Here is a 16989-nt window from a genome sequence, read left to right on the forward strand (position 1 = left end):
GCCGTTCGGGACGCTCTGCGTCCGGTCTTCTTTGTTGCAGCCGGGTATCAGGACTGAATCGCGGGTTTTTCCGATGCGGCCGGCGTAGAAGGCATGGCCGCAGGTTTGGCGGCCGGCTTTCTTGCCGCTGGTTTTTTCGCTGCGGCAGGCTTTTTGGCAGCCTCGACGGGCTTGGCCGCTGCTTTCTTGACGGCAGGCTTGGCTGCTACGGTTTTGTTGGCTGACTTGTCCGCCACTTTGGCGACAGGTTTGGCAGCAGCGACCAACGGTTTTGCCGCGCTCTTCGCCGCTGCCGGTTTGGCCGCCACAGTGCGCGAGGCAGCCGGCTTGGCTTTCGCGCCCACCAATAGCTCGATCTGTCGGGTCAGCTGGTCGACCTTGCTGTGCAGCGCCTGCACCTCAGTGCGACTCGGCACACCCAAGCGTGAAATCGCGCCATTCAGACGCTTGTCGAAAGCCTCTTCCAGCTCGTTCCACTTGCCAACCGCAAGGTCTTTCACGTCGTCCACCCGGGACTTGGCCGACTTGCTGGTGCTCTTGACGTCATCGAGCTGCTTCTGCGCTTCGGCCTTGGTCAGCTTCTCGGCCTTTTCGCCGTCCTTCACCAGGGTCTCGAAAAGCTTGCTGCCATCATTGCTGATCTTGGAATACGCGCCCAAACCAGCCAGCCAGATCTGACGAGAGTACTTCTCAACCTCGCCCATCCAGGAGCTGCCATCTTTGTCGGTTTTTTTCTTGCCAGCCATCCTGTTCTCCTTATCGTCCAGACTTGGAACACCCGAGTCGTTTCGGCACGCAGCGTTCGAGCTTTTATCGGCCCGACACGCTCGAGCAATGCCGTCAGCTCATCGAGCCTGGCAAAGAACGTGTCTACATCATGTTTAGACGGGATACCGACCCGGTTCAAGGCCTTTGCGACTCTAAGGTCGAAAGCACGCTCGATTCTGTCGATTTGCGCTCACAAAAGAGCGCATGGGCATACGGCGGCGAAGAAAAAAATGGGCTGCGTACAACGCTCAGGCAGCGAGCGCCTTGTCCAGAACGCGCTCGACTTCTGTCTTGATCGAACCGCTCATGGCCGACAGGATGAAGTTCAGCTCGATGTTGACGCGGATCAAAGCCTCTTCGACCTCGACCTCACCCTTGGCTCCCTTGCCCTCCAGTTTTACGGTATCGCCAGCCCATTCGTGAGCCAGTCCGTATCGGGTGGACAGCTTCTCGACCAGTTGCTCGGCCTTTTCGCGAGCCTTCTCAAGGCCCAGGGCGTGCGGGCGTTCAACGGTTATCTTGGCCATCGGAGGCTTCCTTGATCGTCATATGAAATGCGGCGCAACTATATACACCCGCCCGCATCCAAGAAAGCGTTGCAGGTGAGCCTTGTCAAGACAAAGCCGGCCTTGGCGATTAGAATGACCCGCAATCTATTCCGGTGAAGCGATATGAACGATCAGCGCAAAGGCAGCGATGCCGAACCTACGACTCACTTCGGTTACAAAAATGTACCGGAAAGCCAGAAGGCAGAAAAAGTCGCTGAGGTTTTCCATTCGGTAGCGGCCAAGTACGACCTGATGAACGACCTGCTGTCCGGCGGCATGCATCGCCTGTGGAAGCGTTTCGCAATCGAGCTGTCCGGCGTCCGCACCGGCAACCGCGTGCTGGATATTGCTGGCGGTACGGGCGATCTGACCCGCAAATTCTCCAACCTGGTCGGCCCGACCGGCCAGGTGGTACTGGCTGATATCAACGCCTCCATGCTCAAGGTCGGCCGTGACCGCCTGCTGGACCTGGGCGTGTCGGGCAACGTCGAGTTCGTCCAGGCAGACGCCGAAAAGCTGCCATTCCCGGACAACCATTTCGACTGCGTGACCATCGCGTTCGGCCTGCGCAACGTGACGCACAAGGAAGACGCCCTGCGTTCCATGCTGCGCGTGCTCAAGCCGGGTGGTCGTCTGCTGGTACTGGAGTTTTCCAAGCCGACCAACAAGCTGATGTCCAAGGCCTACGACGCCTACTCGTTCGCGTTCATGCCGTTGATGGGCAAGCTGGTCACCAATGACTCGGAAAGCTACCGTTATCTGGCCGAATCGATCCGCATGCACCCCAACCAGGAAACCCTCAAGTCGATGATGGTAGAAGCCGGTTTTGACCGCGTGACCTATCACAACATGACTGCCGGCGTCGTGGCCCTGCATCGCGGTATCAAACCCTGATGTTGCTCCGGGGGCTGCTCGCCAGCATCGAGCACGGCATCAATCGGGTGCTGCGCCTGGACAGCACCGCGCTGCCACGCATGGCGCGTCTGTCCGGACGTGTCATTGCGGTGGACTGTCGCGATCCGTCCCTGAAGCTGTTCATCCTGCCCAGCGACGAAGGCTTGCTGCTCGCCGCTGACTGGGCTGCCGAGGCTGACTGCACCCTGCGCGCGCCGGCTTCCAGCCTGGTGCGCCTGGCCTTGAGCAAAGACAAAACCGCTGTGTTGCACGGCCCGGATGTAGAACTCGACGGTGACAGCGGCGCGCTGCTGGAACTGGTCGGCATTCTTCAGGACCTGGAGCTGGACTGGGAACACGAACTGTCCAACTGGATCGGCCCGGTGGCCAGCCAGTTGTTCAGCAGCCACCTGCGCAACAGTGGGCGCTGGACGCGGGAAAGCTTCAACAGCCTCAGCCAGAACGTTGCCGACTACCTCAGCGAAGAATCGCGCACGCTGGTGGGCAAACACGAAGCCGAAGCACGATTCGCCGAACTCGACCAGATCAAGCTCGATCTGGAACGCCTCGAGGCGCGCTTTGCCCGCCTTGCCCACTCCCTCAATACCAGCGATAACGCATGAAGCTGCTTGCCGTCCGCCGTCTGTTTCGCATTCAACGTGTCGTTATCCGCTATCGCCTCGATGACCTGTTGTTCGCCCTGCCCCTGCCGTGGTGGATGCTCGCGCTGCGTTTCGTGCTGCCCTGGCGCTGGCTGCCACGGCGCAAATCCGAGCTGAGCCGGGGCGTACGCTTTCGTCTGGCGCTCCAGGACCTGGGGCCGATTTTCATCAAGTTCGGGCAACTGCTGTCCACCCGGCGCGACCTGTTGCCTGAGGACATCGCCGACGAACTGATGCTGCTGCAGGACCGCGTGCCGCCGTTCGATCAGCAACTGGCGATCAAGCTGATCGAAGAACAGCTCGGCGCGCGCATCTGCGACGTGTTCAGCCGCTTCGACGAGAAGCCGCTGGCATCCGCTTCGGTCGCTCAGGTGCATGCCGCCTGCCTGAAGACCGGCGAAGAAGTCGTGGTCAAAGTGGTACGCCCCGGCCTCAAGCCGATCATCGGTCAGGACCTGGCGTGGCTGTTCATTCTCGCCCGCACCGCCGAGCGCGTCTCCGCCGATGCCCGCCTGCTGCACCCGGTGCAGGTGGTGATGGATTATGAAAAGACCATCTACGACGAACTCGACCTGCTGCGTGAAGCGGCCAACGCCAGCCAGTTGCGGCGCAATTTCGAAGGCTCCGACCTGCTTTACGTGCCACAAGTCTACTGGGACTGGTGCCGCCCGAAAGTGCTGGTCATGGAGCGTATCTACGGGCTTCAGGTAACCGATCTGGCCGCGCTGGCCGATCAGCGCACCGACATGAAACTGCTCGCCGAGCGCGGTGTGGAGATTTTCTTCACGCAGATATTTCGCGACAGTTTCTTCCACGCCGACATGCACCCCGGCAACATTTTCGTCAGCACGGTCAACCCGTGGGCGCCGAAGTACATTGCCATCGACTGCGGTATCGTCGGCAGCCTGACCCCGGAAGATCAGGATTATCTGGCGCGTAACCTGTTTGCCTTTTTCAAACGAGATTATCGTCGCGTTGCGCAACTGCACATCGATTCGGGCTGGGTGCCGGCAGAGACCAAGCTCAATGAATTCGAAGCGGCCATCCGCACGGTCTGCGAGCCGATTTTCGAGAAGCCGCTCAAGGATATTTCCTTCGGCCAGGTGCTGATGCGTCTGTTCCAGACCGCGCGCCGCTTCAATATGGAAGTCCAGCCGCAACTGGTTCTGCTGCAAAAGACCCTGCTCAACATCGAAGGCTTGGGTCGTCAGTTGTACCCTGATCTGGACCTGTGGAGCACCGCGCAGCCTTATCTGGAGCGCTGGATGCGTGAACGGGTCAGCCCGAAGACCCTGCTGGGCAATCTGCAATCACAGGTCGAGCAACTGCCGCACATCGCGGGCATGACCCGTGACCTGCTGGAGCGCATGTCCCGCCCGCACGCCTCGGATCCGCCGCGCCCGTGGCACGATCGCAAGGACGAGCCGGTCCTGCGGCTGATCGGCGCGGCATTGCTGGTCGGCGGCGCGATACAGGGCTGGGTGATGAGCGAGGCCGCTACCCAGTTGCTGACGCTCACCGCGTGGCCGGCGGCGATCATGCTCATCGCCGGGCTGTATCTGATCGTTCGCCGATAGCCAGCAGCGGATGGCGCTGGCACACTGTTCAATCCGCCGGGCATGAACGCCGGCTGCCGGAGTAGATATGAAAGACTGGCTGGACGAGATTCACTGGAACAGCGACGGTCTGGTGCCTGCAATTGCTCAGGATCACAAGACCGGCCGGGTATTGATGATGGCCTGGATGAACCGCGAGGCCCTGAGCCTGACGGCGTCCGAGAACCGTGCCATCTATTGGTCGCGTTCGCGTGGCAAACTCTGGCGCAAAGGTGAAGAATCGGGTCATGTGCAAAAGCTGCATGAACTGCGCCTGGACTGTGACGCCGACGTCATTATCCTGATGGTCGAGCAGATCGGTGGCATCGCTTGCCATACCGGCCGCGAAAGTTGCTTCTACCGAGTGTATGAAAATTCAGGCTGGAAGACCGTAGACCCGGTTCTGAAAGATCCTGATGCTATTTACCAGGCAGGCCATTGAACATGACTGATACGTTGTCCCGTCTGGCCGAAGTGCTGGAATCACGCAAGGACGCCGCTGCCGACAGCTCCTATGTCGCAAGCCTGTATCACAAGGGCCTGAACAAGATTCTGGAAAAGCTCGGCGAAGAGTCGATCGAGACCATCATCGCTGCCAAGGACGCTGCGGTCAGCGGTGATTGCAGTGACGTGATTTATGAAACCGCTGACCTGTGGTTCCACAGCATGGTGATGCTCGCCGCGCTGGGTCAGCACCCGCAGGCCGTGCTCGATGAACTGGACCGCCGATTCGGCTTGTCCGGCCACGCGGAAAAAGCCGCTCGCACGGCAGAGTAACGCTCTCCCCTTTCAAGCTTGAAATCTTTTACGAGGACTGTTTCATGGGTATTTTTGACTGGAAACACTGGATCGTCATCCTGATCGTCGTTGTACTGGTTTTCGGGACCAAGAAACTCAAGGGCCTGGGCAGCGACGTCGGCGAATCGATCAAGGGCTTTCGCAAGGCGATGAATGACGACGACAAGCCAGCCGAACAGCCTGCACCTCAACCCCAGCAGGCCCAGCCAGCGCCACAGGGCTCGCCGCTGAATCAGCCACACACTATTGACGCTCAGGCGCACAAAGTCGACGAGCCGATCCGCAAAGACCAGGTTTAAGCCCATGTTCGGTATCAGCTTCTCTGAACTGCTGCTCGTTGGCCTGGTTGCCTTGCTGGTACTGGGTCCCGAGCGCCTGCCGGGTGCTGCACGCACCGCAGGCTTATGGATCGGTCGGTTGAAGCGCAGCTTCAATGCGATCAAACAGGAAGTTGAACGTGAAATCGGGGCTGACGAGATTCGTCGGCAGTTGCACAACGAGCACATTCTTTCGCTGGAAGACGAAGCGCGCAAAATGTTCGCGCCCAATCAGCCGCCCGAGAACGGCTCCGAGCCAGTAAACCCGTCGCCCGCACCGGCAGCAGCCGAAGCGGCAAGCCCCGCGCACGATGAAGCCGCACACCACGAAATCGGCCCGGCACAACCTGCGGCGCCGAAGACCGAGCTGTCGCTGGAGAAAACCGCGAAACCGGCTGACGCCGGCACACCGGTCCCGACGCCTCCCGCCCACGATTCGTCATTGCCACCGCGAGCACCATGAGCGCTGATATCCCGGAAAACGATCAGCAAATGCCGCTGATCTCGCACCTCACCGAGTTGCGTACACGTCTGTTGCGTTGTGTTGCGGCAGTGTTCCTGATTTTTGCCGGCCTGTTCTACTTCACGCAGAAGATCTACACACTGGTCTCGGCGCCGCTGCGAGTCTATCTGCCTGAAGGCGCAACGATGATCGCCACCGATGTGGCCTCGCCGTTCATCACGCCGTTCAAGCTGACCATGATGGTCGCGCTGTTTCTGTCCATGCCGGTTATCCTGCATCAGATCTGGGGCTTTATCGCGCCAGGCCTGTACAAGCACGAGAAGCGCGTCGCGGTGCCCCTGCTGGTGTCGAGTATCATCCTGTTCTACGCAGGCATGGCGTTTGCCTACTTTCTGGTCTTCCCGCTGATTTTCCACTTCTTCGCCAGCGTGACGCCGGAAGGCGTTTCGATGATGACCGACATCGCCAGTTACCTGGACTTCGTGATGACGTTGTTCTTCGCTTTTGGCGTGGCCTTCGAAATCCCGGTGGCCGTGGTGTTGCTGGTGTGGATCGGCATCGTCGACGTCAAATACCTGAAGAAGATCCGCCCTTACGTGATCATCGGCTGCTTCGTGGTCGGCATGATCCTGACGCCGCCGGACATCTTCTCGCAGACGCTGCTGGCGGTGCCAATGTGGCTGCTCTTCGAGCTGGGCGTACTGTGCAGCACGATGATCAAGAAGCGTGGCGAACATCCGGACGATGAGACCGAGGACGCTGACAAGCAGGACCAGCCGCCCGCGACCACACCGTGAACCTGCTGCTGCTTGAGGAAGCCGATTTCATTGCGGCTGACCGGGTGGTCCTGCGTGATCGCCGTCTGAAGCACATGCAGGAGGTGCACCGCGCAGAGGTCGGCGACAGTGTGCGGGTGGGCCGCGTCAACGGCCTGCTGGGCAATGCCGAACTGCTGCGCCTTGAACCCCATGAGGCAGAGCTGCGTGTCGAACTGCAGAGTGCTCCGCCGACAAAACTGCCGCTTACCCTGCTGCTGGCGTTGCCACGTCCCAAGATGTTACGCCGGGTGTTTCAGACCGTCGCGACCATGGGCGTGCCGAAAGTCATCCTGCTGAACAGCTACAGGGTGGAAAAAAGCTTCTGGCAGACGCCGTTTCTAGAGCCTGAAGCCATCCGCGAGCAACTGATTCTGGGCCTGGAACAGGCTCGCGATTCGGTGCTGCCTGAGATTGTGATCGAAAAGCGCTTCAAGCCTTTCGTTGAAGATCGCTTGCCGCAGATCGCGCTCGACACACTGGGCCTGGTTGGCCATCCCGGTGATTTCCCCGCCTGCCCTCGTGCGGTCACAGAGCAAGTCACGCTGGCCATCGGCCCTGAAGGGGGCTGGATACCCTACGAAATCGGTCTGTTGCGTCAGTCAGGTTTGCAGCCCGTGCAATTGGGCGAACGTATCCTGCGCGTCGAAACCGCTGTAACGGCCCTTCTCGCCCGCTTGTTCTAAGCTGTCAGTGTCGACTCAATCGCTTCAGTTAACCGATAACTGGCCGATGCAATTGCATACTTAGAGCAAAAGACGTCAAGGAGTGATCATGTCTCGTGGGTTATCCAAAAGCCTCGCCAATGCGAGTGTCAGCCTGAAATTGGCGATCGGCTTTGGCCTGGTACTGTTGATGACGCTGATGATTTCGGCCACCGGCTGGTTCAGCAATCAGGCCCTTATTGATCGTGGGGACCGTGTTACTGCGATTGCGCAGGTCAATGAGCTGACCCTTCAGTTGCGCATCAACCGTATGAGCTACGAGGCGCTGTACAACGCAGAGACCGCAGCGAAGGTCAGAAGTACACTCGATCAGCTGGACGCCGCGCTGCAAAGCGCCAGGAACCTGCTGCGATCCCCCGAGAACCTGCAGTTGCTGGATGCCCAGATTCAGGCCACCCGCGACTATCGCCAGTCGTTTGAGGACATGAGCAAGGCGATCGAAACCCGCGAAGCGAGCCGCAGCCAGATGGGCGAAAACGCCGACAAAGCGGTGGATCAGGCCGACAGGATCGAAGCCGAACTGCTCAAGGAAGATAACATCCTGGCCTTCAATGGCATCGTCGGCGTCAGCAAGCTGATTCAGCAGGCGCGTTTTCAGGTACGTGGTTACACCTACAGCGGCCGTCCCGATTTCGAAAAGGACGCCAATAAGGCCATCGATGACGCAGTGACCGGAATCAATACGCTGGCTGGCGATATTTCCTCCGATTATTCACCCATGCTGCAGCAGGCCATTGCCGGGCTCAATGGCTACCGCGCGGCTGTGGGCCGCTACCGCGATGCCCAGGCTGCCTCCAAGGCCGCGCTGGAAAAAATGACCACACTGGGCGTCAGCATGCTCGACACCAGCAACGACCTGATCATCCGGCAGAACAAGAGCCGTGACGCAGACAGCGCCAAGTCGGTCACGATGATCGCTGCCGCTACGGCGTTGGCGCTGGTGCTGAGCATTCTCGCGGCGTGGGTCATCACTCGCCAGATCACCACCCCGTTGCAGGAGACCCTCGAAGTAGTGGAGCGGGTGGCCTCGGGCGACCTGAGTCGCAACCTCAAGGTTGATCGCAAGGACGAACTGGGCAAACTGCAGGCCACGATTCAACGTATGACGGTGAGCCTGCGTGAGCTGGTCGGCGGGATTCGCGATGGCGTCACCCAGATCGCCAGCGCGGCGGAAGAGCTGTCAGCGGTCACCGAGCAGACCAGCGCCGGAGTCAACAGCCAGAAGGTCGAGACCGATCAGGTCGCCACCGCCATGCATGAAATGACGGCAACGGTTCAGGAGGTTGCGCGCAACGCCGAGGAAGCCTCGGAAGCAGCAGTGGCGGCAGACCGTCAGGCCCGTGATGGCGAACGAGTGGTCAACGAGGCCATTGCGCAAATCGAACGTCTTGCCTCCGCGGTGGGCAACTCCAGCGAAGCGATGGGCGCGCTGAAACAGGAAAGCGACAAGATCGGCAGCGTGCTGGACGTCATCAAATCGGTCGCCGAACAGACCAACCTGCTGGCCTTGAACGCCGCTATCGAGGCAGCCCGCGCCGGTGAGGCCGGTCGGGGCTTTGCGGTGGTTGCCGATGAGGTGCGCAGTCTGGCGCAGCGCACGCAGAAATCCACCGAAGAGATCGAAGCACTGATTGCCGGCCTGCAAAGCGGCACACAGCAGGCCACAACGGTCATGGACAGCAGTCGCGAGCTGAGCACCAGCAGCGTGGAACTGACACGTCGGGCCGGAGGATCGCTGGAAAGCATCACCAAAACCGTCTCGGCGATCCAGGCGATGAATCAGCAGATCGCCGCCGCCGCCGAAGAACAGAGCGCCACCGCCGAAGAGATCAACCGCAGCATCATCAACGTCCGCGACGTGTCCGAGCAGACATCTGCGGCCAGTGAAGAAACCGCAGCTTCCAGCGTAGAACTCGCAAGACTGGGCAACCACCTTCAGGTGCTGGTGAGCCGCTTCACCGTCTGACCTGTCAGCACACAGCCCGCGCCCGCACTCGGCGCGGGCCATTTTCCCCAACTAAATGTGACAGCGTTCACCCCTCCTTCGTACTCGGAAATCTCCTACGACCTTCTCAGGTCACGCAATGAGTCACCACGCCGATGCGCTCACAACGCACGTCCCGACGGGTTCGGAACGTGCGTTGTTCGCTCATTGCAGGAGATTCCAATGTTCCGACTGATCAATCAAGCGCTCGGCAACATGAACGTCAGATTCAAGCTGTCCCTGGGTTTCGGCCTGGTGCTGCTATTGACGCTGATCATCACACTGACCGGCTGGCATGGCCTGTACACCATGATCGACCGCTCGGAGTCGCTCTCGGACATCGCCCAGCTCAACGGTCTGACCAAAGACCTGCGCGCCGAGCGAATCACCGACCGCGTCGAAAAAACGCCGGAGAGCACCGCGCTGGTCACAGAAAAGCTCAATGAAATGAAAGCCCAACTCACCCTGCTGCACACACAGAGTGAGGAGGAGGCAAACCATCAAGCTGCTAAACGGCCAGTTCGAGATGCTGAACAGGCTGGAAAAGACCTTCGCGGACGTTCGCACCAACCGACAAACCCGCAACCAGATACGCGCGCGCCTGGAGCAGACGTCCGAACAGGCTTTGCAGGCCATCGCGCAGGTTGCGGTAGAGGTACTCAAAAGCGTCAGCCAGGAACAGGACAGCAGCGAGCGGATGGAGGAGTTCACCAACATTTCCCAACTGAGGCAGCAGGTGCAGACCGCTCGTTATCAGGTGCAGGCGTATACCTTCACCACCCGCGACGCGGATGAGCACGCGGCCATTGCGGCCATCGACGAAGCGCTCAAGGAGATCGGGCAGATCGCTCAGGATCAGGGCAATGAAAGCCTTCAGGGCCTGACCCCGGCGACCGCAGCCTTGCAGAGTTATCGGGAACGGCTTGGCGAGTTCAAGCAGATACAGACCAAGGCCGAAGCGGATCAGGAAATCATGGAAGGTCTTGGCGAAACGCTGCTGGACTCCGTCGCGGCGCTGAACCGCCTGCAGACTGCCCAGCGTGACAGCGAGGCGGCCAACTCCAGCGTCATGCTGAGCAGTGTTGCAGGCCTGGCATTGCTGATCGGATTGCTTGCCGCCTGGATCATGACCCGGCAGATCACCGTACCGTTGCAGCAGACTCTGGGGGCCGCAGCACGCATCGCCCAGGGCGACCTGAGTCGGGACATATCGGTCACACGCCGTGACGAAATGGGTCAGTTGCAACGCAGCATGCAGACCATGACCATCAGCCTGCGCGAACTGGTTGGCGGCATCAGCGAGGGCGTATCGCAGATCGCCAGCGCGGCCGAGCAATTGTCAGCAGTGACCAGGCAGACCTGCATCGGGGTCACCAGTCAGAAAGACGAAACCGATCAGGTGGCCACGGCCATGAATGAAATGGCCGCAACCGCGCGCAATGCGCAGGAAGCGTCGCAGGCGGCCGCTCAGGCGGATCAACAGGCGCGCAGTGGCGATGAAGTGGTCGGGCAGGCGATAAGTCAGATCGAGCAACTGGCTCGCGAGGTGCTGAACTCCACGCAGTCGATGAGCGCGCTCAAGCAGGAAAGCAACAAGATCGTTGGCGTTCTGGATGTGATCAAGTCTGTTTCACAGCAGACCAACCTGTTGGCCCTCAATGCGGCCATCGAGGCAGCCCGCGCGGGAGAGGCCGGGCGCGGCTTCGCGGTGGTTGCCGATGAAGTCCGTGGTCTGGCGCAACGCACGCAAAAGTCCACCGAGGAAATCGAAGAGCTGATCGCTGCCCTGCAAACCGGCACCCAACAAGTCGCAACCACCCTGGATAACAGCCGCACCCTGACCGACAACACGGTTGAGCTGAGCCGTCGCGCGGGTGGCGCACTGGAGCAGATCACCCGCACCGTTGCGACGATCCAGCACATGAACGAACAGATCGCTACCGCCAGCGAGGAACAGAGCGTAGTCGCCGAACAGATCAACCGTAACGTCATCAGCGTACGCGACATCTCCGAACAGACCGCTGCAGCCAGCGAGCAAACCGCAACCTCCAGCGTCGAACTCGCCAGGCTGGGAACGCACCTGCAGGCACTGGTGGGGCGATTCAGGGTGGGTTGAACCCATGCCATCACGCCGGTAGACGTCCGGACAACGCCATGGTGCCCGCAGGCATACCGGAGAACATCATCGTGCCCACGCTGGAGCGTGAGAAACGATAGTCGTCAGGAATAACACTATCGTACCCATGCTCCGCGTGGGTATGCCGGTCTGGACGCTCCGCGTCCTCTTGCGACGCAGAGCGTCGTGAAATGCATTCCCACGCTGGAGCGTGAGGAACGATCGTCGGCAGGGGTAACACCATCGTGCCCATGCTCCAGCGTGGGTATGCCGGTCTGGATGCTCCGCGTCCTCTTGCGACGCAGAGCGTCGTGAAATGCATTCCCACGCTGGAGCGTGAGGAACGATCGTCTTCAGGAATAACACTATCGTACCCATGCTCCGCGTGGGTATGCCGGTCTGGACGCTCCGCGTCTTCTTGCGACGCAGAGCGTCGTGAAATGCATTCCCACGCTGGAACGTGAGGAACGATAGTCGTCAGGAATAACACTATCGTACCCATGCTCCGCGTGGGTATGCCGGTCTGGACGCTCCGCGTCTTCTTGCGACGCAGAGCGTCGTGAACTGCATTCCCACGCTGGAGCGTGAGGAACGGTCGGGGTTCTGGAGAACCGGTCTTGACCATGTCCTGTGCATGTATGTGCCACAAAGCCCAATAAAAAAGCCCCCGACGCGCTAGGCGTCAGGGGCTCTTTTCGTAGCCGGGCGGTTTTAGACCGGGACCGGCTCCGATGCTTTACCTACAGGCTGCAAAGGCAGCAAAGGCGCGTGCGGATCGGCTTCGATGGAAGCTCTCCACGCGGCCAGCCACTCTTCGTGACCTTCGCTCCAGACGCGCTCGTGCAAGCGGCCAAGGGCGACCGGGTCGCTCAGCAGCATCAGGCGTTCCTGATTGCCGAGTTTTGCCGGGCCGACCTTGAGTGCCTGATCAACACGTTCCATACGCACCACTTCAATCGGCTGAGCCTGACGGTGACGCGACGTCGCCAGGGCGCAAGCCAAAGCGTTCTGTCGCGGGTCGACCACAGCCCGAATGAAGCCCTGCTTCAGCGCATGCCAGCGGTTCTCGTAGGTGTACTGGTCCGTCGAGATCAGCTCTTGCGGCGGCTCGAACTCTTCAGGAATCAGGAAGAACTTCTCGTCACGCGCCTTGACGCCCAGATTGGTACGGCTGGAAATCACCGACACCGGAATCGACAGCATCAACGACACCACGATCGGCGCAAGCCACCACAGGAAGCTTGGGTTCAACCAGAACACCAGCAAGGCCCAGCACGCGCCCAACAGGGTTTGCGGACCGTGGCGCTTCACCGCTTCGATCCACGGCGTGGAGTCATCGTCGCGTTGCGGCGAGTTCCAGGTCGCGGCCCAGCCCAGGAAAGCGGCCAGTACGAAGCGGGTGTGGAACAGCATGCGCACCGGAGCCAGCAGCACCGAGAAGAGCATTTCCAGCAGCATCGAAATGGTGACCTTGAACTTGCCACCAAAGCCTTTCGCGCCCTTGGCCCAGATAAGAATGACGCTGAGCAGTTTAGGCAGGAACAGCAGGACGATGGTCGTCGAGAACAACGCGACGGCTTTTTCCGGGTGCCATTGTGGCCACAGCGGATACAGCTGACGAGGTTCAAGGAAGTAGGTCGGCTCCATCAGCGTGTTCACCGCCAGCAGGGCCGTTGACAGTACGAGGAAGAAGAACCACAACGGTGCCGACAGATAAGACATCACACCGGTCAGGAACACCGCACGGTGAACCGGGTGCATGCCCTTGACCAGGAACAGCCTGAAGTTCATCAGGTTGCCGTGGCACCAGCGACGGTCACGCTTGAGTTCGTCCAGCAGGTTGGGCGGCAACTCTTCGTAACTGCCTGGCAGGTCGTAAGCAATCCACACGCCCCAGCCGGCACGGCGCATCAGCGCAGCTTCGACGAAGTCGTGGGAGAGGATCGCACCGGCGAACGCGCCCTTGCCGGGCAACGGCGCCAGGGCGCAGTGCTCGATGAAGGGTTTCATGCGGATGATCGCGTTGTGACCCCAATAGTGGGATTCACCCAACTGCCAGAAGTGCAGACCGGCGGTGAACAGCGGACCATAGACCCGGGTAGCGAACTGCTGCATGCGTGCATACAGTGTGTCCATGCCCGACGCACGTGGCGCGGTCTGGATGATACCAGCGTCCGGCGTGGCTTCCATCAGGCGAACCAGGCTGGTCAGACACTCACCGCTCATGACGCTGTCGGCGTCCAGCACGACCATGTAGCGGTATTCACCGCCCCAGCGACGGCAGAAGTCGTCGAGGTTGCCGCTTTTGCGTTTTACGCGGCGGCGACGGCGACGATAGAAGATCTTGCCGAAACCTTTGGTCTCGCGGCACACGTCCAGCCACGCCTGTTGCTCGGCAACGGCGATGTCGGTTTCGTTGGTGTCGCTGAGCACGAAGAAATCGAAACGATCCAGGTCACCCGTGGCAGCTACCGACTCGAACGTAGCGCGCAGACCGGCGAAAACCCGAGGCACGTCCTCGTTGCAGATCGGCATGACCAGCGCAGTACGTGCGCCCTTTTCGATCGGCTCGTTGCCAGCACTGGCACCCGAGATGCGGTATTTGTCGCGACCGGTGAGCAGCTCAAGGAAGCCCATCAGCGCGGTCCAGAAACCGGCCGATACCCAGCAGAACAAAATCCCGAACAGCAACAGGATACTGGTCTGCAAGGCATAAGGCATGACCTGCAAGGCGGTCTGCACGAAGGTCTGACGGGTGATTTCGTCGAGCGAAACCAGCGACCAGCCCTGATACGGCAGGATGCCCTTCATGTACCAGCCAGCCACGATCGTCTGGCCCAGCATGAGGATCAGCAGGATGTAGCGACGGATCGAGCCGACGGTGCGCCAGCGCGCCTTCGGCAGATCCCGCGGCAGATCATCATGCGCGGGCTTGGGCGGGTTGGTCTTGCCGGTCAGGCGACGCCAGCCGCGCACCAGAATGTTGGTGCGCCATGGCTCTGGCACGACCTTGGTCCGGCGAATCGGCGGTGTGGCCTTCAGGCACAGGCGACCGCTGGCATCGACGCCGAGCATCTCGGCGTCCTCCAACTGATCTGCAGTGGTCAGCGTCAGACGGCGACCCACCGAAGCCTGAGCGGCCTCGGCAGGGTCAGTGACCGGCTGCGCGGAAAGTCGCTCATGCAATTCGGCGAAGGTCGTGCAGCCGGCAAGTTCTGCCCGCTGCTCGTCGCTCATCGGTAAATGCGCCAGGTACTCGTTCAGAGACATTGGCACCGGTAGAGAATTACTCATCGCTCGGCAACTGATAGCTCCAGGTCTCGGTCATGACTTGCAACGTCTTGGCCGGTTCCGGATGGGTGGGCGCTGCCTCGGTTTCAGGCTGCTGAATTTCTTTACCGTCTTTATCCTTGGCTACTTCAGCCTTGGATGCGTCGGCTTTGCTTGCGTCGGCCTTGGCGACTTCGCCTTTGCCTTTGGCTGCGTCAGCTTTTGCTGCGTCAGCCTTGCCAGCTTCAGACTTGGCAGTCTCAGGCTTGGCAACTTCGGCCTTCGGCGCGTCGGCCTTGGCGATTTCTACCTGGTCGTTGGCGGACTCCTTGGCGACTGCCGGCTTGGCAGCTTCCTTGGCGGCAGCTTTCTTCTCTTCGGCCTTGTCAGCCACGAGCAGCGCAGGCTCCTTGCCTGGTTCGGCAGGGATTTCACGCAACAGGTAGGCGCGCATTTCGGTCGGCTTGCTGGAGTCCTTGACCTTCACCCGCAGGGTCAGGCGGTAGCCTTTGGTGACCGGGTTGTAGCGCAGGTTGTTTTCCACCAGCTCGACGTTGTCGTCAGTGGTCACCTGGCTGCGAATGGTCTTGTCTTCCGGCAGTGCGGCGAGAACCGGGCCCACGAAGTCGACCAGGAAGGCAAGGCTGCCGTCCGGCTGACGGATCAGGTTGGACTGACGCACGTCACCGATGGAGCGCTGGGTCTGCTTGACCCAGCCCAGATCCGGCGAGTGAATCGAGTTTTCCTGCATGGTCCAGTGCAAACGGTAGTCGAACGCCATTTCCTGGCCAGGTTCTGCCAGAGTTTCAGGCTTCCAGTAGGCCACGATGTTGTCGTTGGTCTCGTCGGCAGTCGGGATTTCGACCAGCTCGACAGTCCCTTTACCCCAATCGCCCTTCGGCTCGATCCAGGCACTTGGGCGCTTGTCGTAGCGGTCATCCAGGTCTTCGTACTGGCTGAAGTCGCGGCCGCGTTGCAGCAGACCGAAACCACGCGGGTTCTCGACCGAGAAGCTGCTGATGGACAGATGTTTAGGGTTGTTCAGCGGACGCCACAGCCACTCACCGTTGGCCGCCTGGATCGACAGACCGCTGGAATCGTGCAGTTCACGACGGTAGTTAGGCACACGCGAAGGCTGGTTGGCGCCGAACAGGAACATACTGGTCAGCGGAGCAACGCCCAGCTTGTTGACCTTGTCACGCAGGAACATGCGCGACTTCACGTCAACCAGGGTGTTGGTACCCGGACGCAGGGTCAGCTGATAGGCGCCAGTGGCACGCGGCGAGTCGAGCAGTGCGAAGATCACCAGATGGTTGTCATCCGGGCCCGGCTTCTCGATCCAGAATTCCTTGAAGCGCGGAAATTCTTCACCGGACGGCGAGGCAGTGTCGATCGCCATGCCGCGCGCGGACAGGCCATAAACCTGACCCTTGCCGATCACGCGGAAGTAGCTCGCGCCCAGCATGGTCATGATTTCGTCCTGCTTGTCATCCTTGTTGATCGGATACAGGACACGGAAACCGGCATAACCCAGTTTCTCGGTGGATTTTGGGTCGATCTTCAGATCGCCGAAGTCAAAACGACTCGGGTCGTATTTGATCTCGTCGACGCTGGTCGCGGTCACTTCGTTGATCTTGACCGGCGTGTCGAAGTGCATGCCCTGGTGGTAGAAAGACACTTTGAACGGAGTCTTTTCGCCCGCCCATTCGGCCTTGTCATCACGGAAGCGGATCTTCTGATAATCGGCGAACTTCATGTCGCGCAGCTCGTTCGGCAGATTGCTCCTCGGAGCCTCGAACTTCTGCCCGGCCATTTCTTTGGCCTTCGCCGCTACATCATCAAGGTTGAACGCCCACAGCTGACCTGCACTGAACAGGCATACAAGGGCCGAGCTTGCCAGAAGTGCACTACGCAACCGCTTGACAGGTGTCTTTGGAGCATCACAGGGACTAACAATCACGAGCAACCCTCGCCGAAAAACAGATGAAAAAACCAACGGCCAGCTATCAATGCCGGGTTGGCGAGCATTGTTCC

General features: G+C 60.2%; 15 protein-coding genes and 3 pseudogenes. 13 read left to right on the top strand and 5 right to left on the bottom strand.

What is annotated here, in order from left to right:
• Positions 1-47: 47 nt before the first annotated feature.
• The 3 genes and pseudogenes from PCPL58_RS26485 to PCPL58_RS26490 all read right to left on the bottom strand — a co-directional run bounded on the left by PCPL58_RS26485 (position 48) and on the right by PCPL58_RS26490 (position 1295).
• The gene (locus PCPL58_RS26485) at positions 48-746 is read right to left on the bottom strand and encodes a phasin family protein (protein ID WP_065350828.1); all 699 of its coding nucleotides are present in this window, start codon (positions 744-746) and stop codon (positions 48-50) included.
• 10 nt (positions 747-756) lie between these two features.
• Positions 757-955 (bottom strand): annotated as a pseudogene (locus tag PCPL58_RS30285) (phasin family protein); the annotation flags it as partial.
• Positions 956-1016: 61 nt separating this feature from the next.
• The gene (locus PCPL58_RS26490; protein WP_003316638.1) at positions 1017-1295 is read right to left on the bottom strand and encodes a polyhydroxyalkanoic acid system family protein; all 279 of its coding nucleotides are present in this window, start codon (positions 1293-1295) and stop codon (positions 1017-1019) included.
• Positions 1296-1439: 144 nt separating this feature from the next.
• Here PCPL58_RS26490 and ubiE point away from each other — a divergent pair, with 144 nt between their 5' ends.
• The 13 genes and pseudogenes from ubiE (at position 1440) to PCPL58_RS26545 (ending at position 11685) form a co-directional block, all read left to right on the top strand.
• Positions 1440-2210, top strand: a complete 771-nt coding sequence (gene ubiE / locus PCPL58_RS26495; RefSeq protein WP_002551635.1) for a bifunctional demethylmenaquinone methyltransferase/2-methoxy-6-polyprenyl-1,4-benzoquinol methylase UbiE — start codon at positions 1440-1442, stop codon at positions 2208-2210.
• Positions 2210-2833: a ubiquinone biosynthesis accessory factor UbiJ gene (locus PCPL58_RS26500; protein WP_003316636.1), complete on the top strand. Its 624-nt coding sequence runs from the start codon at positions 2210-2212 to the stop codon at positions 2831-2833. Before ubiE ends, PCPL58_RS26500 begins: the two co-directional genes overlap by 1 nt.
• The gene (ubiB, locus tag PCPL58_RS26505; protein ID WP_003365970.1) at positions 2830-4449 is read left to right on the top strand and encodes a ubiquinone biosynthesis regulatory protein kinase UbiB; all 1620 of its coding nucleotides are present in this window, start codon (positions 2830-2832) and stop codon (positions 4447-4449) included. Before PCPL58_RS26500 ends, ubiB begins: the two co-directional genes overlap by 4 nt.
• Positions 4450-4516: 67 nt before the next feature.
• Positions 4517-4909 carry a phosphoribosyl-AMP cyclohydrolase gene (hisI, locus tag PCPL58_RS26510; RefSeq protein WP_003432368.1) on the top strand — a complete coding sequence of 131 codons (393 nt, stop codon included), beginning with the start codon at positions 4517-4519 and terminating at the stop codon, positions 4907-4909.
• A gap of 2 nt (positions 4910-4911) precedes the next feature.
• On the top strand, positions 4912-5244 hold the full coding sequence (locus PCPL58_RS26515; protein ID WP_002551631.1) for a phosphoribosyl-ATP diphosphatase: 333 nt from the start codon (positions 4912-4914) through the stop codon (positions 5242-5244).
• Positions 5245-5288: 44 nt separating this feature from the next.
• Positions 5289-5564: a twin-arginine translocase TatA/TatE family subunit gene (locus PCPL58_RS26520; RefSeq protein ID WP_003316632.1), complete on the top strand. Its 276-nt coding sequence runs from the start codon at positions 5289-5291 to the stop codon at positions 5562-5564.
• A gap of 4 nt (positions 5565-5568) precedes the next feature.
• On the top strand, positions 5569-6045 hold the full coding sequence (tatB, locus tag PCPL58_RS26525) for a Sec-independent protein translocase protein TatB (RefSeq protein WP_003365964.1): 477 nt from the start codon (positions 5569-5571) through the stop codon (positions 6043-6045).
• On the top strand, positions 6042-6842 hold the full coding sequence (tatC, locus tag PCPL58_RS26530) for a twin-arginine translocase subunit TatC (protein ID WP_003365962.1): 801 nt from the start codon (positions 6042-6044) through the stop codon (positions 6840-6842). The genes tatB and tatC overlap by 4 nt, the downstream gene beginning before the upstream one ends.
• The gene (locus PCPL58_RS26535) at positions 6839-7546 is read left to right on the top strand and encodes a 16S rRNA (uracil(1498)-N(3))-methyltransferase (RefSeq protein WP_065350829.1); all 708 of its coding nucleotides are present in this window, start codon (positions 6839-6841) and stop codon (positions 7544-7546) included. Before tatC ends, PCPL58_RS26535 begins: the two co-directional genes overlap by 4 nt.
• 178 nt (positions 7547-7724) lie before the next feature.
• Positions 7725-8648 (top strand): annotated as a pseudogene (locus PCPL58_RS32900) (methyl-accepting chemotaxis protein); the annotation flags it as partial.
• Positions 8649-8846: 198 nt separating this feature from the next.
• Entirely contained in the window at positions 8847-9551 is a 705-nt protein-coding gene (locus PCPL58_RS32905; RefSeq protein ID WP_445323164.1) for a methyl-accepting chemotaxis protein, read from the top strand.
• A 327-nt stretch (positions 9552-9878) separates the two neighbouring features.
• Positions 9879-9989 (top strand): annotated as a pseudogene (locus PCPL58_RS32825) (methyl-accepting chemotaxis protein); the annotation flags it as partial.
• Positions 9990-10095: 106 nt separating this feature from the next.
• Positions 10096-11685 carry a methyl-accepting chemotaxis protein gene (locus tag PCPL58_RS26545; protein ID WP_414860604.1) on the top strand — a complete coding sequence of 530 codons (1590 nt, stop codon included), beginning with the start codon at positions 10096-10098 and terminating at the stop codon, positions 11683-11685.
• Between the two features lie 711 nt (positions 11686-12396).
• Here PCPL58_RS26545 and mdoH read toward each other — a convergent pair.
• Both mdoH and PCPL58_RS26555 read right to left on the bottom strand, forming a co-directional pair.
• Positions 12397-14979 (bottom strand): glucans biosynthesis glucosyltransferase MdoH, encoded by a 2583-nt coding sequence (mdoH, locus tag PCPL58_RS26550; RefSeq protein WP_065350831.1) that lies wholly within the window; start codon positions 14977-14979, stop codon positions 12397-12399.
• Positions 14972-16915, bottom strand: coding sequence for a glucan biosynthesis protein G (locus PCPL58_RS26555; RefSeq protein WP_065351112.1), 1944 nt, complete (start codon positions 16913-16915; stop codon positions 14972-14974). The genes mdoH and PCPL58_RS26555 overlap by 8 nt, the downstream gene beginning before the upstream one ends.
• Between the last annotated feature and the right edge of the window lie 74 nt (positions 16916-16989).

Source organism: Pseudomonas cerasi (genome assembly GCF_900074915.1).
GTDB classification, from domain to species: Bacteria; Pseudomonadota; Gammaproteobacteria; order Pseudomonadales; family Pseudomonadaceae; genus Aquipseudomonas; species Aquipseudomonas cerasi.